This is a genomic window from Polaromonas sp. CF318 (assembly GCF_000282655.1).
GTDB lineage: Bacteria > Pseudomonadota > Gammaproteobacteria > Burkholderiales > Burkholderiaceae_C > Polaromonas.
This window is the reverse complement of sequence record NZ_AKIV01000092.1, coordinates 21,071-46,504: the sequence shown is the minus strand read 5'-3', so window position 1 is coordinate 46,504 and position 25,434 is coordinate 21,071. Positions and strand designations below refer to the sequence as shown.

The following is a 25,434-nucleotide window of genomic DNA, read 5'->3' as shown; positions in this document are numbered from 1 at the left end:
TGTTTGTGGGGCCCGCTGAGCTCCAGCCGGTCGCCGGCGGCCAGCTGCCACATCGCGCGCGAGCCGCCGCGGCCGTCGTCCAGCCGTTTCACCGCGATGCGCCAGCTTTGCCCGTCGGGCTCGCCGACCAGGGAATAGGAACGCTGCTGCGGTCTGCCGCCCACCAGCAGCTGCACCTGCAAATGGCTGCCGGGTTCGTGGCGCGGCACGCCCTGCCCGTCCGCGGGGCGTATGCGGAACTCGCGCACGGTAGGCGTGAGGTCTTCAAAAGAGTCAATGACCGCGTCGGTCCAGGTAGCGTTGGCTTTCATTCAGTTTTCCGTGGTGTGGGCTCTCGTCCGCAGACGTCATTTCTTCCGGATAAGGCGCACGCCCGGCATCTGGTCCAGGTTGTGGCTGGCCACGGCGGCGCGCAGGTTGCGCTGGGCCAGGCGCGAGTGCTCGCGCATGATGGCTTCGGCGCGCGAGCCCTCGCGCTGCTCGATGGCGTCCAGCACCTGGCGGTGCTGGTCCTGCGCCACGATGAGCATGTCGCGCGCGCGCGGCGAGTTGGCCTGCACCACCACAAAGCCCGAGGCCGAGGCAAAAGGCAGGCTGGAGACACGGTCCAGTTCTTTCGCGATCACCTCGCTGCCCGCCATTTCGCTGAGCAGCGCGTGAAAGCGTTCATTGAGCGCCACGTAGTCCGAAAACGCCTCGTCGTTCAGGGCCGGCTGGCTCAGCACCGCGTCGATGCGGTTCAGGCATTCGCGCGCTTCGCCCAGCACCACCGTGGGCGCGCCGCGCTCGGCCGCCAGCCGCGCCGACAGGCCCTCAATCGTGCCGCGCAGCTCGATGGCCTCGGACACATCACGCTCGGAAAAGGTACGCACCGCAAAACCGCCGTTGGGCAGCGATTCGAGCAGGCCTTCCTGCTCCAGCCGCATCAGCGCGGCACGTATCGGCGTGCGCGAAACACCCAGCTTTTCGACGATGGACAGCTCGGCGATGCGCGCGCCGCCGGGCAGCTCGCCCGCCAGGATCATCTCGCGCAGCTGCAGTTGCGCCCTTACTTGCGCGCTCTCCAGGCTGTTGCCGGGGGCGTTGGCTGGGCTGCCTGCGTTGGCCATATTGAGTGTTTTCATAGAAGGTTCAGGCCGCGAGCCGTATCGGGATCACAGGCGCCGGCGGCGCTTCCTGCGCGACCATGCGGTCTATCAGGCGCCTGGCCCACATGGAGCCGGCATCGATGTTGAGGTTGTAAAACTGGTGGTCCGGGTGTTCCTCAATCGCGACCTGCTGGGCCTCCAGCACATGCTCATCCTCGCGGAAGATGCCGGCCACACCTTCGCGCAGCTGGTGTGTCAGGCGTTGCTCGGCGAGGCAATAGTTGCGCGCAAAGGCCCAGAAGTAATGGCAGCTGCCGTCGGTCTCGGGCGTCACCGTGTTCAGCACAAAGCCGTTCACGCCCTTGCTGCGGTCGCCCGGCCGGCCGTCTTTGGGCGGCGCGCCCGATCCGGCCTCGGCCACACCGACGTCGATATTTACGGTGCAGGGCGCTTCAAATTTGATGATCTGCCAGCGGTCCACCTTGCCCTTGTAGCCGCGCGCATGCTCGATCTGCCCGGCCCAGAAGGGCGGCGCGTCGATGTTTTCCATCCAGCGCGTCACGGTGGCGGTGCGGTCGCCGTGCGTGGCCACAAAAGGCGCCTCGGCCACGGCGCGCTGGCCAATGCTGGAGCCGTGCACAAAGGTCTCGTGGGTCAGGTCCATGAGGTTGTCCACCACCAGGCGGTAGTCGCACTTCACGGTGATCAGCTTGCCGTCGCCGGCCCAGTCCGGGTCGTCGTTCCAGTGCATGTCGGGCACCAGCGCCGGGTCCGCCTTGGCCGGGTCGCCGGGCCAGATCCAGACGAAGCGGTGTTTTTCCAGCACCGGAAAGGCGCGCACGCAGGCCGAGGGGTTCAGGGTTTCCTGGCTGGGCATATGGGTGCAGCGGCCCTGGGCGTTGTAGACCAGGCCGTGGTAGCCGCAGGTCACTTCGTCGCCGTCCAGCGAGCCCATGGACAGCGGCAGCAGCCGGTGCCAGCAGGCGTCTTCCAGCGCGGCCACCTGGCCGTCGGTGCGGCGGAACATCACGAGCTTTTGCTTGCAGATCGTGCGCGCCAGCAGCTTGCGGCCGACTTCAACGTCATAGGCGGCGGCATACCAGGCGTTGAGCGGGAAAGTGGGTTTTTTAGCATCCATGGATACTCAATGTATACATAAATCGCCAAAAAGCCAAGTAAATGGCCAAAACTCAGGGTAAATACGGAGTCATTGTATTCAATGAGCTTGCTTCTAGCTGGAATACCATGATGCCTGTATTTGCCAACTCGCCAACCCTGGAGACTTTCCCATGACCGCCAAACTACCCGCCCGTTACGACCATGTCGGCAGCTTTTTGCGCCCGCAATACCTGCTGGAAGCCCGCGAGCAGAAAGCCAAGGGCCAGATCACGCCCGAACAGCTGCGCAAGGTCGAAGACCAGGCCATCACCGAAATCGTGAAGTTCCAGGAGGACGTGGGCCTCAAAAGCATCACCGACGGCGAATTCCGCCGCACCTACTTCCACATCGACTTCCTCGAGCAGATCGGCGGCGTGAAGACCGACATCCCGGTCACCATACAGCGGCCCGACGGCAGCATGGAACTGGCACCGCCCGTGATGCGTGTGATCGACAAGGTGCGCCACGTCAAGGACATCCAGCTTGCCGACTTCCAGTACCTCAAAAGCCAGGTCAGCGCCGGCAACACGCCCAAGGTCACGATTCCCTCGCCCACCATGCTGCACTTTCGCGGCGGCCGCGCCGGCATCAGCAAGGAGGCTTATCCCGAGCTCGAGCCCAGCTTTTACGACGACGTGGCCAAGGCCTATGGCGACGAGCTGCGCAGCCTGGCCGCGGCCGGCTGCACCTATGTGCAGATGGACGACACCAACCTGGCCTACCTCTGCGACGAAAAAATGCGCGAAGCGGCACGCCAGCGCGGCGACGATCCCAACGAGCTGCCGCACCGCTACGCCAAATTCATCAACAAGGTGGTCGCGCAAAAACCCGCCGGCATGACCCTGGCCATGCACCTGTGCCGCGGCAACTTCAAGAGCACCCATGCCGCGGCCGGCAACTACGAGCCGGTGGCCGAGGCGCTGCTCAAGGAGATGGACCTGGACGCCTACTTCCTCGAGTACGACGACAGCCGCAGCGGCGACTTCCGGCCGCTGCGCTACCTGCCCAAGGGCAAGACCGTGGTGCTGGGCCTGGTCACCACCAAGTTCGGCGAAATGGAAAGCAAGGACGACCTCAAGCGCCGCATCGAGGATGCCGCGAAATACGCGCCGCTCGAGCAGCTCGCGCTGTCACCGCAGTGCGGCTTCAGCAGCACGGTGCACGGCAACAATATCGCCGTCGAGGCGCAGCGCAACAAGCTGCGGCTGGTCGTAGAGACCGCACGCGAAGTCTGGGGCACGGCCTGAGCCGTATCACCCGCTACATTGAACGCTAGGCGCCCGCCGCCGCGGGCGCGGCCGCTCGCTGGCCGCCCCAGCGCTGCCAGGCCTTTTCATGGAAGAAAAAAGCAAAAGCCTGCACTGTCGGCTCCAGCAGGCTGAGCGTGATCGCCAGCAGAAAGCTGCCGGTCACCGCATAGGCCACCAGCGCCGCCACTGTCACGTGCACCACGTAATAGCTGGCGGTTTTTTTTAGGGTGGGCAGGTTGGCGCGCACAAGTTCAGTCATCAGCCTCTCCTTTGAAATAGCTAAAAGCGATTGATCTGCTACTAATAGTAGAGATTGACTAATCTTCTGGCCAATTGATTCGGCCTAAACAATCCATAGCGCCTGGGCCTGCAAACAGCCATCGGGACGGGTTTTTACAGATTGCAACATTCTGAGGGTCACCTCATCGCCTGACCCGATCGACACCAAAAAAGTGTGAAAAAACAAACAGATACGCGCTAAAACTGCGCCCCGAACAGGGAAACTGTTGGACAGAATGAACCCAAAAGACTACAACCTGTTTACAACATTTTGTTGCAATCTGGCTTAGGGGTTTGCTCTTGTCCCGTCCTCATGTTTTGCCGCTTCGGGCCCTGGCCTGGTTTGTTCTGGCTGCCTGCGCCGCCGGGGCTGCGCCTGCGCTGGCCCAGCTGCGGCCGGACGCCGGCACCTTGCTGGAGTCGCCTGGCGCCCTGCCCCTGCTGCCGTCGCGCAGCGAGCCACCGCTGGAACTGCGGCAACCCCAGGCCACGCCGCCCGCCCCCGGCGCGGCCCGCATCACGCCGGCGGCATTCAGCTTCACCGGCAACACGGTGTTCTCCGGCGAGCTATTGGCCGCCCTGCTCGCGTCCCGCCTTAACCAGCCCACCGACATCGCCGGCCTGACCGAAGCGGCCAACAGCGTCAGCGCCTATTACCGGCAAAAGGGCTACCTGCTCACGCAGGCCTATTTGCCCGAGCAGGCTTTCGCCGCCCAGGGCGGCAGTGTCACCATCGCCATCCTCGAAGCGCGCGTGGGCCGCGTCACGGTGCGTGTGGAAGGCGCGGGCATTTCGCAGGCCTTTGCCGAAGGCCTGGTGGCCGGCCAGCTCAAGACAGGCGACGCCGTCACCGAATACGCGCTCGACAAACCCGTGCTGCTGCTGCGCGACCTGGCCGGCTTCGAGGCCGCCGCGACCGTCCAGCCCGGCGAGCGCCCGGGTCAGGCTGACGTGCTGGTCACCGTGCAGGCCAAGGGCCCGCGCATCGACGGCTCCGCCAGCATCGACAACCACGGTGCGCGCACCGCCGGCGCCGTGCGCGCCGTGCTTAACGCCAATCTCAACAACCTGCTGGGCCGCGGCGACGTGCTGGCCCTGAGTGCCCAGGGCAGCGACCAGGCCGGCTCCACCCTTTACCGCCTGGGCTACACCGTGCCGGTGGGCGCTTCCGGCACGCGGCTGGGCCTGAGCCTGGCGCGGCTCGACTACGCGTTGGGCAAGCAGTTCGAGGCGCTGGGCGCCAGCGGCAGCGCCGACATCGCCGGCATCAGCCTGTCCCAGCCCCTGCTGCGCGGGCGCGGCGCCAATCTTTACGGCTTCATCAGCGCGGAACAAAAAAAGCTGGTCGACGAGACCCGCACGCCTGCGCTCAAAAGCGAGCGCGACATCCGCGCGCTCAGGCTGGGCCTGGCGGGCAACTTCGTCGACGATGCGGCGGGCGGCAGCGGCCTGAACAGCTACGCCCTCAATCTCACCTTGGGCCGGCTCACGCTCAATGCCGCCGACCAGGCGCTGGACGACGGCCTGGGCGGGCTGCGCACGGCGGGCGGCTTCAGCAAGCTGAACCTGGAATTCCAGCGCGCGCAGTTTTTTGACGCGCCCCACAGCTTTCACTTCGCGGCCCAGGCCCAGCTCGCCTCGAAAAACCTCAGCTCGGCCGAAAAAATGGTGCTGGGCGGACCCAACGGCGTGCGCGGCTATCCGGTGGGCGAAGGCGTGGGTGACGCCGGCGTGCTGCTGAACCTCGAGGCGCGCTACCAGTTCCCGCAAGCACCCTGGGGCGAGCCCCTGACTCTGCTCGCGTTCTACGACTTCGGGCGCGTGCGCTTCAACCAGAACGGCGCCACCGTGCCCGGCAATGCCAATACCTTGAGCCTGGGCTCCTTCGGCGTCGGCGCCACGCTGGGCCGGCCCGGCAAGTTCCTCATCAAAAGCTACCTGGCGTGGCGCACCACGCCCGCGCAGCCCTCCACTGGCGATCCGGACCGCGCGCCGCGCGCCTGGCTCTCGGCCCAGACCTGGTTCTAGTACTAGACCCGGCCTACCCCCCACTTCCGAATGTCCATCATGACCACCACCGCCTCCAGCTCCCACGCCGCCTACCGCCCCTGGGCCGTGCGCACGGTGGTGGTCCGTCTCTCGCGCAAGCTTCGCGCCACCTACCGCATCCGCAGCGGCCGCCGCCTGTCGCAACTGCTCGCGGCTTTGCTGGCCGCTGTCTCGCCCTGGGCTACCGCCTTGCCCGAAGGCGCGCAAGTAGTGGCCGGCCAGGCCAGCGTCAGCACGCCCTCGGCCAACGCCATGGTGGTCAACCAGGCCAGCGACAAGGCCGTGCTCAACTGGCAAAGCTTCAACATAGGCGCCGGCCAGTCCATGCAGTTCGTGCAGCCCGGCGCCGCGTCCGTCGCGCTGAACCGCGTCATCGGCAACGGCGCCTCGTCCATCTTCGGCTCGCTGAGCGCCAACGGCCAGGTCTTCCTGGTCAACCCCTCGGGCGTGATGTTTGCTCCCGGCGCGCAGGTCAATGTAGGCGGCCTGGTCGCCTCCAGCCTGGACATCAGCAACGGCGACTTCATGGCCGGGCGCTACAACTTCAGCGGTACGGGCACGGGCGCCGTCAGCAACCACGGTGGCATCGCCGCCGCGCGCGGCGGCTACGTGCTGCTGGCCGCGCCACAGGTCACCAACACCGGCGCCATCAGTGCCGAAGCCGGCTCCGTCGGCCTGCTGGCCGGCTCGCGCGTGTCCGTCGACGCTTCGGGCGCGGGGTTGGTGCGCTTCTCGGTGGACGCCGCGGCCGCGCAGGCCGCGATCAACAACAGCGGCAGCATTGCCGCCGCGGGCGGCCAGGTCGCCGTGCTGGCCAACGCCATGGGCGACGCGATGGCCACCGTCATCAACCAGTCGGGCGTGATCCGCGCCAACTCGGCGGTGGAGCGCAACGGCATGATTGTGCTGAGCGGCGGCGGCACCGGCGTGGTCCATGTCTCGGGCACGCTGGATGCCAGCGGCACGGCGCCCGGCCAGAGCGGCGGCACGGTGCGGGTGCTGGGCGACAAGGTGGCGCTGGACAGCGGCGCCTCCATCGACGTGTCCGGCCCCGCCGGTGGCGGCACCGCGCTGGTGGGCGGCGACTACCAGGGCGGCAATGCGGCCGTGCAGAACGCCTCGCGCACCTACATCGCCGCGGGCGCTGCGATACGCGCCGACGCGACCGACAGCGGCAACGGCGGCAAGGTCGTGGTCTGGGCCGACGGCGACACCCGGCACAGCGGTGCCATCAGCGCGCGCGGCGGCGCGAACGGCGGCGACGGCGGTTTTGTCGAGGTCTCGGGCAAACAGCTGCTGGACCTGCACGGCAGCGTTGACGTGGCCGCGCCGGCCGGCAGCGGCGGGCGGGTGCTGCTGGACCCGCAGGACATCCTCATCAACACCTCGGTCCAGGCCTCACCGCCCAACAATGCCGACGGCACGCCCGACGTGGCCTTCGCCGACCCGCCGGCCGCCGGCACCTACACCATCCAGGTCGCCGACGTTACCGGCTATAGCGAGCTCTACCTGCAGGCCACGAACAACATCACGCTGGCCAGCGCACTGGCCATGACGGCCGGCAACAAGGTCCGCTTTGAAGCCGGCAACACGATTGCCCTGAATGCCGCGCTGACGGCCTCCGGCGGCGTGAACCTTTCCGGCGCCAGCATCACCAGCACCGCCGCCGGCACCATCACCACCACCGGGGCGGCCAACACCAACGCCGGCAACGTCACGCTCAACGCGACCGGCACCATCAACCTGAGCGGTGCCATCACTGCCACCGGCGGTGCGACCGGCGCCGGCAACCCGGGCCGCAGCGGCGGCGCCGTCAGCATCACAGGTGCGGGCGTCACGGTTGCCGCCGTCACGGCCAACGGCTCCGCCGGGTCGGGCGCGGGGCAAACCGGCGGCGCCGGCGGCAACATCGGCATCACTTCCACCAACGGCATCAGCGCCACCGGCACCCTCACGGCCAGCGGCGCCGCAGGCGGCACCGGCCCATCGGTGGGCGGCAACGCGGGTAGCATCAGCCTCTCCAACAGCGGCGCCGGCAATATTGCGGTAGCGGGGTTGACGGCGAATACCGGCAATGCCCTGACCACCGGCGCCGGCGGCACGGCCGGCAGCATCTCGGTCACCAACAGCGCGGCGGGCGCCAGCCTGGGCACCGGCAATATCAGCACCGTGGGTGGCAGCAATGGCGACGGCGGCGCCATTACGCTCAACTCCGCCGGCGCGCTGAGCGCGGGCACCGTCACCAGCACCGGCGGCGCGGCCCTGGCCAACACCTCGGGCCGCAATGCCGGCGCGATCAACATCACGGCGGCGGGCGCCATCACCGCGCTGGGTGCCGTGACGGCCAGCGGTACGGCCGGCAACACGGCCGGCAACGGCGGCAATGCGGCCGGAGTCTCCATCAGCGCCACGGGCGGCATTGCCGGCGCGGCCATTACCGCCAGCGGCGGGGCTGGCGTGGGCGCCAGCGGAACGGGTGGCAATGCCGGCGGTATCACCGTCAGCAACAGCGGCAGCGGCAACATCGTGACGGCGGCACTGGCCGCGCAAACCGGCGCGGCCACAGGCACCGGCGCCGGCGGCACGGCCGGCAGCATCAGCGTCACCAATAACGCGGCCGGCGCCAACCTCAGCACCGGTGCCATCAACACCGCGGGCGGCGCGGGCGGCAGCGGCGGCGCGGTGACACTGGCCTCGCAGGCCGGCGTGACCGTGACCGGCACCCTGGGCACCAGCGGCACGGTGCTGGCCGCGGGCACGCGCGCCGGCAGCAACGCCGGCAATATCACCATCACGGGCGTGAACCGTTCTGTCACGGGCCTCATCACCGCCAGCGGCAGCGCGGCCAACGGCACCAACCAGGCGGGCGGCAATGCCGGTGTGGTCAGCATCACCGGCAGCGGCACGCTGGGCACCGTGGCCATCGCGGCGTCAACAGGCGCGGCCACCGGTACAGGCGCGGGCGGCACAGCCGGCAGCATCACGCTGAGCGGCACGGCCGTGACCACGGGCACGCTAACCACCACGGGCGGTGCCAACGGCGACGGCGGCAGTATCAGTGCCACTTCGACCGCCGGTGTGCTCACTGCCGGCGCCATCAACGCCAGCGGCGGCGCAGCCAATGCCGCAACCGCCGGCCGCAACGCCGGCACAGTGACCTTGCAAGCCACAGGCGGTTTGTTGACCGGCACGACCATCACCGCCAGCGGCACAAGCGGCGTGCTGACGGGCGACCAGGCCGGCGGCAACGGTGCGGCGATTGCCGTCACCGGCAACAGCGGCATCACGGTCACCAACCTGGCCGCCAACGGCGGCGCGGGCGTGGGCACCAACGCGGCCGGTGGCAATGCCGGCAGCATCACGGTCAACAACAGCGGCAGCGGCAATATCAGCACCGGAACGCTGACGGCGCAAACCGGCAATGCCGTGGGCGCTGGCGCCGGCGGTGTGGCCGGTAGCATCAGTGTGGCCAACACCGCGGCGGCGGGGACACTATCGACCACCGCTATCACCACCACGGGCGGCACCAAGGGTAACGGCGGCAATGTCAGCCTGTCGGCGCTGGGCCAGGTGTCCGTGTTCAACAACAACATCACCACCAGCGGCGGCACCACGGTCAGCGGTCTGGCCGGCCGCAATGCCGGCAGCGTCACCATCAGCGGCGGCGGCCTCAACATGGGCACCGGCACCATCACAGCCTCTGGCGGTGCGGCGGCGGCCACGTCCAGCCAGAAGGGTGGCAGCGGCGCGGCCATCAGCATCACGACAACCGATGCCGTGACCACCGGCGCCATTAGCGCCAGCGGCGGCGCGGGCGGCACGACCAACGGCGACGGCGGCGATGCCGGCAGCATCAACGTGCAGAACAACTCCGCCACTACCGGCGCGATTGCGCTGGGTGCGCTCACGGCGCGCACGGGCGCGGCGGTGGGCACCGGCGCAGGCGGCGCGGCCGGCAGCATCAGCATCACCAACAATGCGGCCGGCGCCAACCTCAGTACCGGTGCGATAGACAGCAGCGGCGGTGCCGGCGGCAACGGCGGCGCGGTCACGCTGGCCTCGCAGGCGGGCGCCACGGTCACCGGCACGCTGAATACCAGCGGCACGGCGCTGGCCGCAGGGACGCGTGCCGGCAGCAACGCCGGCAACATCACCATCACGGGCGTGAACCGCTCCGTCACCGGCCTCATCACCGCCAGCGGCAGCGCGGCCAACGGCACCAACCAGACCGGCGGCAGTGCCGGCCTGGTCAGCATCACCGGCAGCGGCACGCTGGGTGTCGCCGCGGGCATCACGGCTTCGACCGGCGGCGCCACCGGCACCGGTGCCGGTGGCACGGCCGGCAGCATCACGCTGAGCGGCAGCACCGTCACGGCCGGCGCGCTGACCACCACGGGCGGCGCCAACGCCCACGGCGGCGTCATCAACGCCACCTCGACGGCCGGCGTGCTGACGACGGGCGCCATCATCTCCAGCGGCGGCACGGCGAACGCCGGTACAAGCGGGCGCAACGCGGGCGCCGTCACGCTGCAGGCGACGGGCGGTTTGCTCACCGCCACCACCATCGCAGCCAACGGCTCCAACGGCGTCGCGGCCGGCGACCAGGCCGGCGGCAACGGTGCGGCGATTTCCATCACCGGCAACAGCGGCATCACGGTCACCAACCTGGCGGCCAGCGGCGGCGCGGGGGCCGGCACGAATGCGGCCGGCGGCAATGCCGGCAGCATCACGGTCAACAACAGCGGCAGCGGCAACATCGGCACCGGCACCCTGGCCGCGCAAACCGGCAATGCGCTGGGCACGGGTGCGGGCGGCACGGCCGGCAGCATCAGCGTGAGTAATACTGCGGGCAACCTCACCACGGGCACGATTTCCACCTTGGGCGGCACCTCGGGCCACGGCGGCAATGTCAGCGTATCGGCCGCGAGCGGTACGGTGGCCGTGGGCGCCATCACGACCACCGGCGGCGCAGCCACCGGCACGGCAAACGGCCGCAACGCCGGAACCGTGGACATCTCCGGCGCAGGCGTCACCACGGCCGCCATCACGGCCAACGGCAGCAACGGCAGCGGTACGGGCACGGGCGGCAACGGCGCCGCGATCACCGTGAGTTCCACCACGGCCATCAGCAGTAGCGGCACGCTCAGCGCCATAGGCGGCAACGGCGTCGGCGCCGGCCAGGCCGGTGGCCAGGGCGCGGCGGTATCACTGGCCTCCACCGGCGGCAATGTGTCGGTCGCGGCGATCACCACCACGGGCGGTAACGGCGGCACGGGCGTGGCGGCCGGCGGCAACGCGGGCAGCATCACGCTCGATGCGGCGGGTGCCACGCCCACCATCACGCTGGCCGGCGGCCTCACGGCGCTGGGCGGCAACCAGGCCGGCGGTGCGGTCTCAGGCGCCGGTGGTGCCATTCGCATCAAGGACGATGCCTTGCTCAACGCGGCCAGCATCACGTTGGACTCGCGCGGCGGCAATGCCGGCGCGGGTGTCGGTGCCAACATCCAGTTTGACGGCGCCGTCAACAGCCAGGCTTCGGGCCGCGCGCTGGTGCTGCAGGCAGGCAATGGCGACGTCGCCATCACCGGCACAACCGGTGCCAACCTGGCCCTGTCGGCGCTGACCGTGACGGCCAACGACATCGCGGTGGGCGCCATGGGCGGCGCCTCGGCGGGTGTCACCGGCGCCACCTCCTTGACGGCCACCACCAGCGGCGCCGACACCGGCGACATCAGTCTCAATGGCGCGCTCAATGTCAATGCACTGGCCCTGACGGCCGGAAGCGCCCTTACACAGACCAGCGCCATCAAGGCCAGTACCGCCACCCTCACGGCCGGCGCCGGCAACAACATCACGCTGAACAACGCGGGCAACGATTTCACCGGCGCGGTGTCGGTGGTGTCGGGGCTCAACGTCAGCCTCACGGATGCCAACGCGCTGACGCTGGGCACTTCCACCGTCTCGGGCACGCTGGCCGTGAACACCAGCGGCGCCATCACGCAAAGCGGCGCGCTTACCGTGACCGGCGCGACCACGCTGGCGGCCGGCGCGGCCAACGACATCACGCTGGCGACGGCGACGAATAACTTCTCCAGCGTCGCCGTGACCAGCGGCAACAATGTCTCGCTGCGGGACAGCAATGCCATCGCGCTGGGCACGTCCACGGCCGCCAGCAGCCTGACGGTCGTGGCCGGCGGCGCCATCACCCAGACGGGCGCCATCACCGCGCCCACGCTGAGCGCCAAAACCCTGTCCGCAGCCGCGGCGAACATCACGCTGAACAATGCCGGTAACGAAGCCGGCACGGTGGACCTGCGCGCCCGCAACGCCGCCGACACGGCCAATGCCGCCGGCGCCATCAGCTACCGCGACGCTACGGGCTTTGACGTGGCCGCAGCGAGCACGACTGGCGCGCTCACCTTGCAATCCGGCGGCAACATCACGCAATCCGGCGCTGTGGCGGCCGCTTCGCTGGCCGTGGCCGGCACCGGTGCGGGCTCGCTCAACTTCGGCACCCAGGCCAACAACATTGCCACGCTGAATGCGATCACGGCGGCGGGCGGCTTCGCGTTGAACAACGGCAACAACAGCACGGTGGTGGCGGGCAACATCAGCGCCACCAACAACGCGGTCGCCATAGACACCGGCACCGGCACGTACACGCAGAACGCCAACATCGACGTGACGGCCGGCAGCGGCCCCATCACCATCACGGCCGACACGGTCGCCATCGCCGCGAACACCGGCAACAATGCGCTGGCCACCAGCGGCGTGCTCACGCTCAAGGCCAAGACCGCGAACCGCGCCATGTCGCTGGCCGGCGCTTCCGGCTTTGACCTCACGGCCGCGGAAATCACCGCCTTCGCCACCGGCGCCACCGGCCCCATCGTCATCGGCGACACCGCCAGCACCGGCGTGATGACGATAGGCGGCCCGGTCAGCCTGGCCGGCAAGACCCTGACGCTCAATGCCGGCAGCATTACCGATGCGGGCGTGCAGACCATCACCGCGCAGAACGTCTCACTCAATGCCAACGGCCAGATCGGCACGGACGCCAGCAACGGCATCGACGTGGCGGCCACCAGCCTCAGCGTCAACACCACGGGCAACGCCAGCGCCTTTGTGCGCAGCGCGGGCGCCATCAACCTGGGCGTGGGCGGCACCGCCTCGAACGTGGGCAGCGGCACGCTGGACCTGGTCGCACTGGGCGCGGTCACCCAGACGGCGGGCACCGGCAACATCACGGCCGGCACGCTGAAGGTCAAGACCCTGGTCAACGCCGGCGGTGCCATCACACTCAACAACAGCGGCAACGCCAGCACCGCCATTAACCTGCAGTCGCGCAACGCCGCGGACACGGCCAATGCGGCGGGGGCCATTCAGTACGGCAGCGCCGCCGGATTTGACGTGGCGGCACTGGCCACAACAGCCAACGCCACCTTGTCCGCCGGCGGTACTGTCAGCCAGTCGGGCGCCATTGCCGCCTCCGGACTTGCGTTAACGGGCACAGGCGGCTACACGTTCGCAAACGCAGGCAACGCCGTCACGACGCTTGCCGCCAACGCCGGCAGTGTGGATTACAAACAGGCGGGCGCGCTGGCGGTGGGGACGGTCGGCGCCACGGCGGGCGTGACGGCCAGCGGCGCGGTCAAAATCGAAACTACCGGCGCGGCTTCCAACCTCACGCTGAACAACGCCGTGAGCTCTTCCGCCACCGGCGATGCCGTGGTGCTCAAGGCCGGCAGTTCCAATGCGGCCGGCGTCAGTACCGGCGGCCAGCTCATCAACAACGTGGGTGCGGGCGGCATCGTGGCTGCTTCCGGCCGTTACCTGGTCTACAGCGGCGACCCGGGCGCGACGCTTGAAGGCGTCACCGGCTACAGCAAGCGTTACAACAGCGACGCGAGCTATGTGCCGGCCGGCGGCGCCAACACCTTCCTCTACCGCATCGCACCAACCCTGACCGTCACGGCCGACAACAAGACCAAGGTCTATGGCGACAGCAACCCGCTGCTGACCGGCGTGGTCAGCGGCCTGATCGACGGCGACACCGCCGCCGGCGTGGGCGTCGGCTACAGCACCACCGCGGTGGACAGGACGGCCGTCGCCGCCGGCCCGGTGGCGATCACTACCAGCGTCACCAACAACGAGAACTACACCCTGGCGACCACCAACGGCGCCCTGACCATCACCCAGCGGGCCCTAACCGTCACGGCCACCGGCCAGAACCGCGTCTACGACGGCGGCACCACTGCCACCGTGACGCTGGTCGACAACCGGCTGGTCGGCGACGTGCTCAGCGCCAGTAACACCTCGGCCGCCTTCCTCGACAAGAACGTGGGCATCGCCAAGACCGTCAACGTGGGCGGCATCAGCATCAGCGGCGCCGACGCCGGCAACTACAGCGTCAACAGCACGGCCGCGACCACGGCCGACATCACGCAGCGCGCCCTCACGGTCAGCGCCACCGGCCAGAACAGGGTCTATGACGGCGGCACGGTTGCCACGGTCACCTTGACCGACAACCGTGTCGCGGGCGATGTGCTGACTGCCAGCAACACCGCTGCCAGCTTCGGTGACAAGAATGTGGGTACCGGCAAGGCCGTCAGCGTGAGCGGCATCGCCATCACCGGTACCGACGCGGGCAACTACAGCGTCAACACCACGGCGGCCACCACGGCCGACATCACGCAGCGTGCCCTCACGGTCAGCGCCACGGGAAGCAACAAGATTTACGACGGCAACATCACCGCCGGTGTGACCCTGTCCGACAACCGCGTCGCGGGCGATGTGCTGACCGCCAGCAATACCAGCGCCAACTTCGTCGACAAAAACGTCGGCACGGGCAAAACGGTCAACGTCGGCGGTATTGCCATCACCGGCACTGATGCCGGCAACTACAGCGTCAACACCACGGCCGCGACCACGGCCGACATCACGCAGCGCGCCCTCACGGTCAGCGCCACGGGAAGCAACAAGGTTTACGACGGCAACACCACCGCAGGCGTGACCCTGACGGACAACCGTGTCGCGGGCGACGTGCTCAGCGCCAGCAACACAGCCGCGAATTTTGCCGACAAGAATGTGGGCACGGGCAAGGTTGTCAGCGTCAGCGGCATCGCCATCACGGGCACCGATGCCGGCAACTACAGCGTCAACAGCACGGCCGCCACCACGGCCACCATCACGCCGGCCTCGATCGCGAACGTCAGCGGCATCACCGCCGCAGACAAGGTGCAGGACGGCACCACCGCCGCCACGCTGGCGACCGGCGCTGCCGCATTTACCGGCCGTATTGGCACGGACGTGCTCACGGTGGGCACGGCGACCGGCAACTTCGACACCCCCGCCGTCGGCAGCGGCAAACCCGTCAGCATCACCGGCATTACCTTGTCGGGTGCGGACGCCGGCAACTATGTGCTCCTCAATCCCACGGCGGCTACGACGGCCAGCATTACGCCGGCGCCGGCCAATATGGCCGAGCGCACCGGCGACGTACGCATGGCCAACGGAACGGCGCTGCCGGTGCTGGAGGCCGACGACAGGCGCGAGCAGGCTTTCCGCCGCGCGGCCGGCATACGGCCCGCCACAGAGCTGGCCGAAGCAGCGCAAACGCCGGCTTTTCGCCTGGCGGGCTTTCCCGATACACGCAGCCCCGACGGCCCGGCCCAGGCCGATTGCACGGGCGCGGGCAGCCGTGTGGCATGCCTGGCCGACCCGGTGGAAGCAGGCCAGGGGCAGTAAACGGCGCCGTCCGGCGCCGCCTTCCTTTTTCAGCTTGTTTCTACGGACAGAAATGGCTGCCCGGGCGCCATTTCCGGCGGTTATCATGTGGCCGATAACTCACTTCAAAGGGAGCGCGCCATGGCCTTAATGGACTTCATCAAGAAACAGTTCATCGACATCATCCAGTGGACCGAAGCCGATGACGGTACGCTGGCCTGGCGTTTCCCGATGGCCGACATGGAAATCCAGTACGGCGCCTCGCTCACCGTGCGCGAGTCGCAGATGGCGGTGTTTGTCAACGAGGGCAAGGTCGCCGACGTGTTCGGCCCCGGCATGTACAAGCTGACCACGCAGACCATCCCGGTGCTGACCTACCTCAAGAACTGGGACAAGCTGTTTGAATCGCCCTTCAAGAGCGACGTTTATTTCTTCAGCACGCGCCAGCAGATAGACCAGAAGTGGGGCACGCCCCAGCCGATCACCATACGCGACAAGGACTTCGGCGCCGTCCGCCTGCGCGCCTTCGGCAACTACAACTTCCGCATTGCCGACCCCAAGCTCTTCCACAGCGAAATCTCGGGCACGCGCGATCGCTACACCACGGCCGACCTCGACGGCCAGCTGCGCGGCTTGGTGCTGCAGAACATTTCCGCCGCCATCGCTTCCAGCAACATCGCCTTCCTGGACCTGGCCGCGAACCAGCTCGTGTTTGCGCAGGCGCTGGCGGCGCAACTCGTGCCCGAGTTTGCAAAAATAGGCTTGAAGCTCGAAGGCATGACGGTGCAGAACCTCTCGCTGCCCGAAGAGCTGCAAAAAATCCTCGACCAGAAAATCGGCATGGGCATGGTCGGCAACGACATGGGCAAATTCATGCAGTACCAGACGGCGCAGGCGATTCCCAAATTCGCCGAGGGCGCGGGCTCGGGCGGCGGCATTGCCGGCGACGCCATGGGCCTGGGCGCCGGCGTGGCGTTGGGCCAGGTGCTGGCGCAAAACCTGCAGCAAGGCCTGCAGGGCGGCGGCAACGCGGCCCAGGCTGTCACGGCGGCCGCGGCGGCGGCCGTGAAGCCCGACGACGTGATGGCCACGCTCGAGAAGCTCGGCGAACTCAAGGCCAAGGGCATACTCACGCAGGAAGAGTTCGACGCCAAGAAGGCCGAGCTGCTCAAGAAGCTGGTCTGATGCCGGTCACGCCGCGCATCGTTCACTGACCGCCCATCTTGGCATCCGAGCCCCAGCAACGCGCCTACCGCGCGCCGTGCCCCGGCTGCGGCGCGCCTGTTGAATTTCGCAGCGCGCAGTCCACGCACGCGGTGTGCGGCTATTGCCAGAGCACCGTCGTGCGCGACGGCGACACCTTGTCGCGCATCGGCAAGATGGCTGAGCTGTTCAACGACTTCAGTCCGCTGCAGCTGCAGGCCTCCGGCGCCTGGCAGGGCCGCAACTTCACGCTGGTCGGCCGGCTGCAATACCAGTACGCGCAAGGCACCTGGACCGAGTGGTATGCGGTGCTGGACGACGGCAAAGCCGCTTTCCTGAGCGAAGACAACGGCGCTTACGTTTTCAGCCTGCCCACCAGCCTGCAGCGCGCCGTGCCTCCGGCCGAGAATTTTCGCGTGGGCGCCACCACGGCCATCAACGCCAAGCCCTTCAGCGTGGCGTCCAACGAACGTGTCTCACTGCTCTCGGCCCAGGGCGAGCTGCCGCGCCTGCCGGCGCTGGGCGCGCCTTTTGCGATGGTGGAGCTGCGCAGCGCCGACGGCGACGTGCTCAGCGTCGACTACGGCGCGGTGGCCGGTGGCGGCGTGCCCGCGCTGTCGCTGGGCCGCTCCGTGCTGCTGGAGGACCTCAAGCTCACGGGCCTGAAGGACGAGTCCGCCAAGGACGAAAGCGGCAAGCAGTTCAGCTGCCCGAACTGCGGCGCGCCGGTCGAGGTCACGCTGGCCGGCAGCAAAAGCATTACCTGCCGATCCTGCAATAGCATCATCGACCTCACGCAGGGCACGGGCGCCGCGCTCAAGCATGCGATCCAGGACGAGCCCGTCAGCCCGCTGATCGCGCTGGGCACGACGGGCCAGCTCGCGGGCGCACAGTGGCAGGTCGTGGGTTTCCAGCACCGCATGGGCTACGAGGCCGACGATCCGGACGAGCACTTTGGCTGGGATGAATACCTGCTCTATAACCAGAAGCGCGGTTTTACTTTTCTGGTCGACGCCGAAGACGGCTGGAGCCTGGTCAAGCCGGTCACGGGCGCGCCCATCTTCAGGCCCGGCGAGAAGAGCGCCGTGTATCTGAAGACCAACTACCGGCTGCAAAGCAGCTATCGCGCTGAAACCAGTTATGTGGCCGGCGAGTTCTACTGGCAGGTGCAGCGCGGGCAAAAGACCTTCAACCGCGATTTCGCCAGCGGCAGCGCCCTGCTGTCGCAGGAAGAAGCGCCCAATGAGATCACCTGGTCCAGCGGCAGCAAGCTGGACGGCGAGCTGGTCGCCAAGGCCTTCAAACTTGACGGCAAAAAGGATTTGTTCAAGCGTTCGGACGCCAAGCCGCTGAGCAGCTCGGCCGGCATGGGCTGCGGCACCATCATCATCGTGGTGCTGCTGATATTGCTGTTTCTGTTTTTGATAGGCCGCTGCTCAAGCTGCGACCCGAAGTATGAAAATTGTTCCTCGTCCAGCAGCTCGCGCAGTTCGGGCGGCTCGTACGGCGGTTTTTCCGGCGGGGGCGGCCACAAATGAAGGCCGCCTCTTTTTGCTTCTTCACCTTCTGCGCAAGCTGGCAGACCTTTTCTGGAGACCATCATGGGACTTGAATGGCTTAAACCCGCGGCCTTCCTCGGCTCTATCCTGTTCGCGCTGATAGGCGTGATCATCTTCTGGCTCAGTTTTGTCATCATCGACAAGATGACGCCCTATGACCTGTGGCTGGAGATTGTCGAGAAGCAGAATGTGGCGCTGGCGCTGGTTGTCGCCGCAATGGCGCTAGGCATCTGCGTAATAGTAGCCGCCGCCATCCACGGGTAATTCCCGGCTACTGCGCGAACTGGGGGCGGCGTTGGCCGGTGCTCGGAATCCTCATGTACCCACAGGTACATTCCGGTTCCTGCGCGCCGTCCGCCTTGCCCGCAGCTCGCTCGCTACGCCCTTGGGGCCGTCGTGATACCGGCTCGCTTCGCATCGCACCTTCGCACATCCCTTTCTTCCCTTGAGCACTGAATCCTCCCCTCCCCCCACCCCGCGCCCTCTCGAGGTCGCGTTGCTGGCCAGCGTCTTTGTCGTGGCGGCATGCGGGCTGGTGTATGAGCTGGCGGCGGGGGCTTTGGCTTCTTACCTGCTCGGTGATTCGGTGCTGCAGTTCTCCACCATCATCGGCAGTTACCTGTTCGCCATGGGTATTGGCTCCTGGCTGTCGCGGTTTTTCGAGCGGCAGCTGCCTGCCCATTTTTTGCGCATTGAGTTGATGGTGGCGCTGGTGGGCGGCGCCTTGCCGGCCCTGTTGTTTCTGGCGAATGCCTATGTCCCAGGCGCTTTCCGCTTTCTGCTGTATGCCCTGGTGCTGCTGGTGGGCACGCTGGTGGGGCTGGAGATCCCGCTGGTCATGCGCATACTGCGGCGCAACGTGGCGCTCAAGGAGCTGGTCTCGCAGGTGCTGACCTTTGACTACCTGGGCGCGCTGGCCGTGTCGCTGGCCTTTCCGCTGGTGCTGGTGCCGCAGCTGGGCCTGATACGCACTGGCCTGCTGTTCGGCCTCATGAATGCGGCTGTCGCGCTGTGGGCGCTGTGGCTGTTTCGCGCCGAGCTGCGGCATGTCAGGTCGCATGCACTCGCCTGCTTCGCCGTCCTGTGCGCGCTGGCCGCCGGCTTTGCGGGCGCCAACCAGATCACCTCGCTGGCCGAAGACCATTTCTACCAGGACCGCGTGGTCTTCACCGCCACCACGCCTTACCAGCGCATCGTGGTGACCAACGGCCGTGGCGGCCACAGGCTGTTCCTCAACGGCAACCTGCAGTTCGCCGAGCGCGACGAATACCGCTACCACGAGGCGCTGGTGCACCCGGTGATGAGCGCGCACGGCGCGCCCAAAAAAGTCGCCGTGCTGGGCGGCGGCGACGGCATGGCGGTGCGCGAGATCCTCAAGTACCCCGGGGTGGAGAGCGTCACGCTGGTCGAGCTGGACCCGGCCATGACGGATCTCTTCAGCCGGCAGCCGGCCTTGAAGCGCCTGAACGGCGAGGCGCTGCTCTCGCCCAAGGTGCATGTGGTGAACGCCGACGCTTTTCAGTGGCTGGACAAAAGCGCGGACATGTTCGACATCATCGTGGTCGACTTCCCGGACCCCACCAATTTTTCCATCGGCAAGCTCTACACCAACTCGTTTTACGCGCTGCTGGACCGGCATTTGTCGGCCAGCGGCTATGCCGTGATCCAGACCACCTCGCCGCTGGTGGCGCGCCGCAGCTACTGGACGGTGGTGGCCACGCTGGAGTCCGTAGGCCTGAAGACCGCGCCCTACCATGCCAATGTGCCCAGTTTTGGCGAATGGGGGTTTGTGGTGGCGAGCCGCCGGCCCTTCAGCCCCGTGACGCAAACCGGCGCCCTGCCCGCCGGCCTGCGTTTCCTGGATGCGCAAACCCTGCCGCTACTGTTTGATTTTCCGCTCGACATGGCCCGTGTGCCGGCGCCCGTCAACCGGCTGTCCAACCAGGAGCTGGTGCACAGCTACGAGCAGGAATGGGGCAAGGTGCTGCGTTGAAGCGCCGTGACTTTCTGGCGGCCTCCGCGTTGCCGCTGCTGGGCTGCCAGGAGGCCCGGCAGATCGAAGGCGGCTTCCTGGGCGCGAACCATGAACGCGGCCACCTGCTGCGGCCCGGCGAGCCCGGCAAAGACCGCGCCTGGCCCGCTCCCTCCGCCACCCGGCGCACCCGTGTGCTGATTGCCGGCGGCGGTGTCGCCGGCCTCGCGGCGGCACGCGCGCTGCGCCTGCGCGGCATGGACGATTTTGCGATGCTGGAGCTCGAGGACAGCGCCGGCGGCAACAGCCGCGGCGGCGTGGTCGGCGGCCTGCCCTGCCCGCTGGGCGCGCACTACCTGCCGGTGCCCGGCGACGCCGCGCGCGACGTGCAGGACCTGCTGGAAGAGCTGTCACTGCGCCGGCGCGTGGCCGGACGCTGGGAGTATGACGAGCGCCACCTGTGCCACAGCCCGCAGGAGCGCCTTTTCATCCATGGCCAATGGCAAGAGGGCCTGCTGCCCCTGCCGGACATGGACGCCGCCCTGTTGGCCGATTACCAGCGTTTTGCAAGGCTGGTGCAGCAAGCTTCGGCCGCCGCCCCTTTTTCGATTCCGCTGACAGCGAGCGCACCGGCGCCGCAACACCGCGCGCTCGATGCCTTGACCTTTGAAGCCTGGCTGGACCAGCACCAGCTCACACGCGCGCCGCTGCGCTGGTACCTGGACTACTGCTGCCGCGACGATTACGGCGCGGGCCTGGACACGGTCTCGGCCTGGGCCGGCATCCACTACTTCGCGAGCCGCCATGGCTTCCAGGCGCCCGGCGATCCGCCTTCAGCCGAACGCGATGCCGGCGTGCTGACCTGGCCCGAGGGCAACGGCTGGCTGACCCGGCAACTGGCCGCGCCGCTGGGTGAGCGCCTGCACATAGGCCGCATCGTGATCCGCATCGCTGCGGGCCGGCACGGTGTGGAGGTCGACGCTTTCAATGCGGCCACGCAATCGGTGGAACGCTGGCAGGCCGAACACTGCATCCTGGCCCTGCCACTTTTTGTGGCCGCGCGTGTCGTCGAAAACCCGCCGCCCGCGCTGCGCGAGGCCGCCGGCCAGCTGCATTACGCGCCCTGGCTGGTCGCCAACCTGCACATCGCTTCAGCCCTGCACGACAGGCCGGGCGCCGCGCCCAGCTGGGACAACGTGGTCTATGGCGACAACCCCGGCCTGGGCTACGTCGACGCCACGCACCAGAGCCTGCAGGCCGTGCCCGGCGCCACGGTGCTCACCTATTACCGCGCTTTTGGCATAGGCGCGGCCGGCCGCAAAACCTTGTACGAGCGGCCCTGGACGCACTGGCGCGACAGCGTGCTGGCCGAACTCTCGGTGCCGCATCCCGACCTGCGCGGCAAGGTCACGCGCTTGGAAGTCATGCGGTATGGGCATGCGATGAGTACACCGGTGCCGGGTGTGCGCAGCAGCGCGGCGCTGCGGGCGTTGCAGGGGGCTTTGCCATTGCCCTGGCGGCGGCTGCATTTTGCGCACAGTGACTTGTCGGGGTATTCGGTGTTTGAGGAGGCTTTTACGCAGGGGCACCGGAGGGGTCGGGCTTTGGTTCTGGCTTGAGGTGCTCCGGCGTTGTGCCCTCTGCTGAGGACGGCTGGCCGGGCAACCCCCGGCCAGCAGCACTCAACAAGGAGCGCACCGCCGGCACAAGACCCGGTCGGCGTCAACCGACCATCAAACGCTCAATCTCATCCCCATCCACAGGCACGCCCCGCGTCATCAACTCACACCCCTTGGCCGTGACCAGCGCGTCGTCTTCAATCCGGATACCAATATTCCAGAACTCCTTGGGAACATTCTTCCCGGGGCGAACATAGAGGCCGGGCTCTATCGTCATCACCATGCCGGGCCGCAGGATGCGCGAAGGCTTGCGCATGATGGGCTGGCCCATGGCGTCCTTGTCGGGGCGGGGTTTGCTGCCGGGTTCGGTGTAGTCGCCGCAGTCGTGCACGTCCATGCCCATCCAGTGGCTGGTGCGGTGCATGTAAAACTGGCGGTACGCGCCGGACTCGAGCACGTCGTCGACCTTGCCGTGTTTGGCCTTGGCCAGCAGGCCGGTGTCGAGCATGCCCTGGGCCAGCACGCGCAGCGCGGCCTCGTGCGGGTCGTTGAATCGCTTGCCGGGTTTGGTGGCCTTGACCGCGGCGTATTGCGCTTGCACCACGATGTCGTACAGCCTGCGCTGGGCCGGCGTGAATGTGCCGCCCGCCGGGAAGGTGCGTGTGATGTCGCTGGCGTAGCCGTCGAGTTCGCAGCCGGCGTCTATCAGGCACAGCTCGCCGGCCTTCAGTTCGGCGTCGCCGGCGCGGTAGTGCAGCACGCAGGCATTGGCGCCTGCCGCCACGATGCTGGTGTAGGCAGGGAACTGCGAGCCGTGGCGGCGGAACTCGTGCAGCAGCTCGGCCTCCAGGTGGTATTCGCGCAGGCCGCCCTTGACGGGATTGCGCAGCATGGCCGCGGAGGTCTGCATGGCCCGCACATGCGCGCCCGCTGAAATTTTTCCGGCGCGGCGCAGGATGGCGATCTCGTGGCCGTCCTTGAAGAGGCGCATCTCGTCGAGCACGCCGCACAGGTCGTTGTGGCTTTGCGGGCATTCGTCGCCCAGGCGCACGCGGGCGCGTACCTTGTCCAGCCAGCCGTCCACGCGCGAATCCAGGCCCTCGTGCGTCGCAAACGGGAACCATACCGACTTCCTGTTGGCCAGCAGGGCCGGCATCTGCGTGTCCAGCGCCTCGGTGCTGAAGGCCGCGTCCACACCCAGCCGGCCCGGCGCAGCCTTGGGGCCCAGGCGTATGCCGTCCCAGATCTCGCGCTCCAGGTCCTTGGGGCGGCAAAACAGCGTGGTCTTGCCGCTGGCGTCTATCACCAGCCAGCTTTCAGGCTCATCAAAGCCTGTCAGGTAATAGAAATAGCTGTCGTGCCGGTACGGAAAGTCGGTGTCGCGGTTGCGCGGGTATTCGCGCGCGGTGGGCAGCAGGGCGATGCCTCCGCCGGCTGCTTTGAGCGCGCGGGCCACGGCGGCACGGCGTTTCTGGTAAATCGTGGTGGTGCTCATGGTGCGCTGCGCTTTTGGGGTTGGTTGTTGCTCAGTATGTGGTGCTCGCCTGGTTCAGCTCGTCCAGCCGGGCCGGTGTGCCCACGTCGGTCCAGGGCCCGGGGTACAGCTGGGCGCTGACCCGGCCATTGTCCATCGCCGCGCGCAGCAGCGGCGCCAGTGGGGCTTTCAGGCCCTGCGGGTTGCCGAAAGGCATGGCCTCAAACAGTTCGCGGCGGTACAGGCCTATGGTGCTGTAGGTGAACCTGGGCTCAGCGCTGTCCTTGGGCAGGTTCAGCGCCAGGCCGTCAGCGCCCAGGCCGAAATCGCCTTTGGGGTTATGGGCCGGGTTGGGCACCAGCCACAGGTGCGCCAGCTTGCCGCCGGCGGCAAAGCGGTCCACCGCGGCCTGCGTGAATTCAAAGCCCGGCACAAACACGTCGCCGGCCAGCAGCCAGAACACATCGCCCAGCAGCGGCAGCGCGCGCGCGATGCCGCCCGCGGTTTCCAGTGCGCCGCCGAAATCCAGGCCTTCGCGCGAATAGGCTATCGACGGCGGCGTTTGGCTTTGCTGCCCGAAGTGGTTCTCAATCTGTTCGCCGAGCCAGGCGGTGTTGACCACCAGGTCGGTGAAGCCGCCGCGTGCCAATGCCTCGGCATGCCAGTCAATCAGCGGCTTGCCGCGCACCTTGAGCAGAGGCTTGGGCGTGTTGTCGGTCAGCGGGCGCATGCGCTCGCCGCGGCCGGCGGCCATGATCATGGCTTTGATGGGTGCAGAGGGCATGGCGGCAGTTTAACGGGAGCCGCTCATGCAGAATGCAGGGCCACCGAAACCTGAAAGCCTGAGCATGATTCCTCCCGAGATCCACGCTGAAATCATGAACCGCCTCGCGGCGACCGAACGCGAGCACGGTGTGCGCATCCTGATGGCGATAGAGTCCGGCAGCCGCGCCTGGGGTTTTGCCTCGCCGAACAGCGACTTCGACGTGCGTTTCATCTATGCACGGCCGGCCGACGACTACCTCTCACTGGACCTTGAGGACCGCCGCGACGTGATCGAGTACCCCATCGTCGACGACATAGACCTCAACGGCTGGGACCTGCGCAAGGCATTGCGCCTGTTCTGGAAGTCAAATCCCGGCTTTGTGGAATGGATCCAGTCGCCGATCAAATACATCGAAAACGGCGCTTTCGCCGAAGAGGCGCGGCGGCTGTTGCCGCGGGTCTACTCGTGCGAACGGGGCATCCACCACTACCGCAGCTCGGCAAAAGGCAACTACCGCGAGCACCTTCAGGGCGAGATGGTGCGGCTCAAGAAGTATTTTTATGTGTTGCGGCCGCTGCTCGCGGTGCGCTGGCTGGAGCGCTACGGCACGGCCGCGCCACTCGAATTCGCCCGCCTGCTGCACCTGATTGACGGTGAAACGGCGCTGCTCGCCGACATTGCCGACATGCTTGAACAAAAACGCGGCGCGCCCGAACTGGGCCTGTCGGCGCCGTATCCGCGGGTGAACGCCTTTATTGAGGCTGAACTCGCCAGGCTGGATGCGGCGATTCCAACACCCGACGACCTGCGGCCCGTGCTGCCCTCGCTCAATGCGCTGTTTCTGGCGACCGTGCGCGAAAGCTGGTGAACCGGCTTACTGTGTATCTCCCCGGTCCAGCGAGCGCTGCTCGGTCCATTCCGGGTTGAAACGCCGCACCAGCGCGTCCATCAGGCTGCGCGCCCGGGCCGAGTGGTCGCCGCCGAAATTGCAGACGTACACGTCCAGCGTTACGGCTTTTTGTTCGGGCCAGGTGTGCACGCAGACATGCGATTCGGCCAGCAGCACCGTGGCCGTGATGCCGCCCGGGCCGTGTTCGGTGTCGGGGAAGGTGTGGAACAGCTGGTTGACGGCCTGCAGGCCGGTGGCCTGCACGGCCTGCACGCACCAGTCGCCCAGGCGGGCGGCGTCGGTGAGCCAGGCGGGATCGCAGCGGCATTTGTAAAGGTCGGCGGTCAGGTGTAGGCCTTGCATCCCCCGACTTTAGACGATGAGTGCCCGGACGCAGGTCTAAAT

The 25,434-nt window shown here is 67.5% G+C and carries 16 protein-coding genes and 1 other RNA gene; 10 read left to right on the top strand and 7 right to left on the bottom strand.

What is annotated here, in order from left to right:
• The 3 genes from PMI15_RS17290 to PMI15_RS17280 form a co-directional block, all read right to left on the bottom strand.
• The coding region (locus PMI15_RS17290) for a ferredoxin--NADP reductase (protein WP_007871905.1) at nucleotides 1-311 on the bottom strand (311 nt) is incomplete at its 3' end.
• A 36-nt stretch (nucleotides 312-347) separates the two neighbouring features.
• Nucleotides 348-1,124, bottom strand: a complete 777-nt coding sequence (locus tag PMI15_RS17285) for a GntR family transcriptional regulator (RefSeq protein ID WP_007871903.1) — start codon at nucleotides 1,122-1,124, stop codon at nucleotides 348-350.
• Nucleotides 1,125-1,131: 7 nt separating this feature from the next.
• Nucleotides 1,132-2,226, bottom strand: coding sequence for an aromatic ring-hydroxylating dioxygenase subunit alpha (locus PMI15_RS17280; protein WP_007871901.1), 1,095 nt, complete (start codon nucleotides 2,224-2,226; stop codon nucleotides 1,132-1,134).
• Nucleotides 2,227-2,377: 151 nt separating this feature from the next.
• Here PMI15_RS17280 and PMI15_RS17275 point away from each other — a divergent pair, with 151 nt between their 5' ends.
• On the top strand, nucleotides 2,378-3,493 hold the full coding sequence (locus PMI15_RS17275) for a 5-methyltetrahydropteroyltriglutamate--homocysteine S-methyltransferase (protein ID WP_007871899.1): 1,116 nt from the start codon (nucleotides 2,378-2,380) through the stop codon (nucleotides 3,491-3,493).
• A 25-nt stretch (nucleotides 3,494-3,518) separates the two neighbouring features.
• Here the strand turns inward: PMI15_RS17275 and PMI15_RS17270 are convergent, their stop codons facing one another.
• Nucleotides 3,519-3,755, bottom strand: coding sequence for a DUF2061 domain-containing protein (locus tag PMI15_RS17270; protein WP_007871898.1), 237 nt, complete (start codon nucleotides 3,753-3,755; stop codon nucleotides 3,519-3,521).
• A 320-nt stretch (nucleotides 3,756-4,075) separates the two neighbouring features.
• On the opposite strand from PMI15_RS17270, the gene PMI15_RS17265 reads away from it, so the two are divergent.
• The 8 genes from PMI15_RS17265 to PMI15_RS17235 all read left to right on the top strand — a co-directional run bounded on the left by PMI15_RS17265 (nucleotide 4,076) and on the right by PMI15_RS17235 (nucleotide 21,900).
• Nucleotides 4,076-5,803 carry a ShlB/FhaC/HecB family hemolysin secretion/activation protein gene (locus tag PMI15_RS17265; protein ID WP_007871897.1) on the top strand — a complete coding sequence of 576 codons (1,728 nt, stop codon included), beginning with the start codon at nucleotides 4,076-4,078 and terminating at the stop codon, nucleotides 5,801-5,803.
• Between the two features lie 39 nt (nucleotides 5,804-5,842).
• Complete coding sequence (locus PMI15_RS17260; protein ID WP_162130766.1) at nucleotides 5,843-15,568, top strand: YDG domain-containing protein; 9,726 nt, start codon at nucleotides 5,843-5,845, stop codon at nucleotides 15,566-15,568.
• 120 nt (nucleotides 15,569-15,688) lie between these two features.
• Nucleotides 15,689-16,732: an SPFH domain-containing protein gene (locus PMI15_RS17255; protein ID WP_007871893.1), complete on the top strand. Its 1,044-nt coding sequence runs from the start codon at nucleotides 15,689-15,691 to the stop codon at nucleotides 16,730-16,732.
• Nucleotides 16,733-16,770: 38 nt separating this feature from the next.
• Nucleotides 16,771-18,288, top strand: coding sequence for a DUF4178 domain-containing protein (locus PMI15_RS17250; protein ID WP_007871891.1), 1,518 nt, complete (start codon nucleotides 16,771-16,773; stop codon nucleotides 18,286-18,288).
• A 63-nt stretch (nucleotides 18,289-18,351) separates the two neighbouring features.
• Nucleotides 18,352-18,573 carry a DUF350 domain-containing protein gene (locus tag PMI15_RS17245; protein ID WP_007871890.1) on the top strand — a complete coding sequence of 74 codons (222 nt, stop codon included), beginning with the start codon at nucleotides 18,352-18,354 and terminating at the stop codon, nucleotides 18,571-18,573.
• Nucleotides 18,574-18,626: 53 nt separating this feature from the next.
• A non-coding RNA gene (locus tag PMI15_RS24430) (sX9 sRNA) lies at nucleotides 18,627-18,702 on the top strand.
• 52 nt (nucleotides 18,703-18,754) lie between these two features.
• Complete coding sequence (locus PMI15_RS17240) at nucleotides 18,755-20,302, top strand: polyamine aminopropyltransferase (RefSeq protein WP_036839640.1); 1,548 nt, start codon at nucleotides 18,755-18,757, stop codon at nucleotides 20,300-20,302.
• Nucleotides 20,281-21,900, top strand: coding sequence for an FAD-dependent oxidoreductase (locus tag PMI15_RS17235; RefSeq protein WP_007871888.1), 1,620 nt, complete (start codon nucleotides 20,281-20,283; stop codon nucleotides 21,898-21,900). The genes PMI15_RS17240 and PMI15_RS17235 overlap by 22 nt, the downstream gene beginning before the upstream one ends.
• Nucleotides 21,901-22,003: 103 nt before the next feature.
• On the opposite strand, the gene PMI15_RS17230 is transcribed toward PMI15_RS17235, so the two are convergent.
• Nucleotides 22,004-23,395 carry an aminopeptidase P N-terminal domain-containing protein gene (locus PMI15_RS17230; protein ID WP_007871887.1) on the bottom strand — a complete coding sequence of 464 codons (1,392 nt, stop codon included), beginning with the start codon at nucleotides 23,393-23,395 and terminating at the stop codon, nucleotides 22,004-22,006.
• Nucleotides 23,396-23,426: 31 nt separating this feature from the next.
• The gene (gene murU, locus PMI15_RS17225) at nucleotides 23,427-24,158 is read right to left on the bottom strand and encodes an N-acetylmuramate alpha-1-phosphate uridylyltransferase MurU (RefSeq protein ID WP_007871883.1); all 732 of its coding nucleotides are present in this window, start codon (nucleotides 24,156-24,158) and stop codon (nucleotides 23,427-23,429) included.
• A 64-nt stretch (nucleotides 24,159-24,222) separates the two neighbouring features.
• On the opposite strand from murU, the gene PMI15_RS17220 reads away from it, so the two are divergent.
• Nucleotides 24,223-25,008, top strand: coding sequence for a nucleotidyltransferase domain-containing protein (locus PMI15_RS17220; RefSeq protein WP_036839634.1), 786 nt, complete (start codon nucleotides 24,223-24,225; stop codon nucleotides 25,006-25,008).
• A 6-nt stretch (nucleotides 25,009-25,014) separates the two neighbouring features.
• On the opposite strand, the gene speD is transcribed toward PMI15_RS17220, so the two are convergent.
• Nucleotides 25,015-25,392, bottom strand: a complete 378-nt coding sequence (speD, locus tag PMI15_RS17215) for an adenosylmethionine decarboxylase (RefSeq protein WP_007871879.1) — start codon at nucleotides 25,390-25,392, stop codon at nucleotides 25,015-25,017.
• Nucleotides 25,393-25,434: the final 42 nt, after the last annotated feature.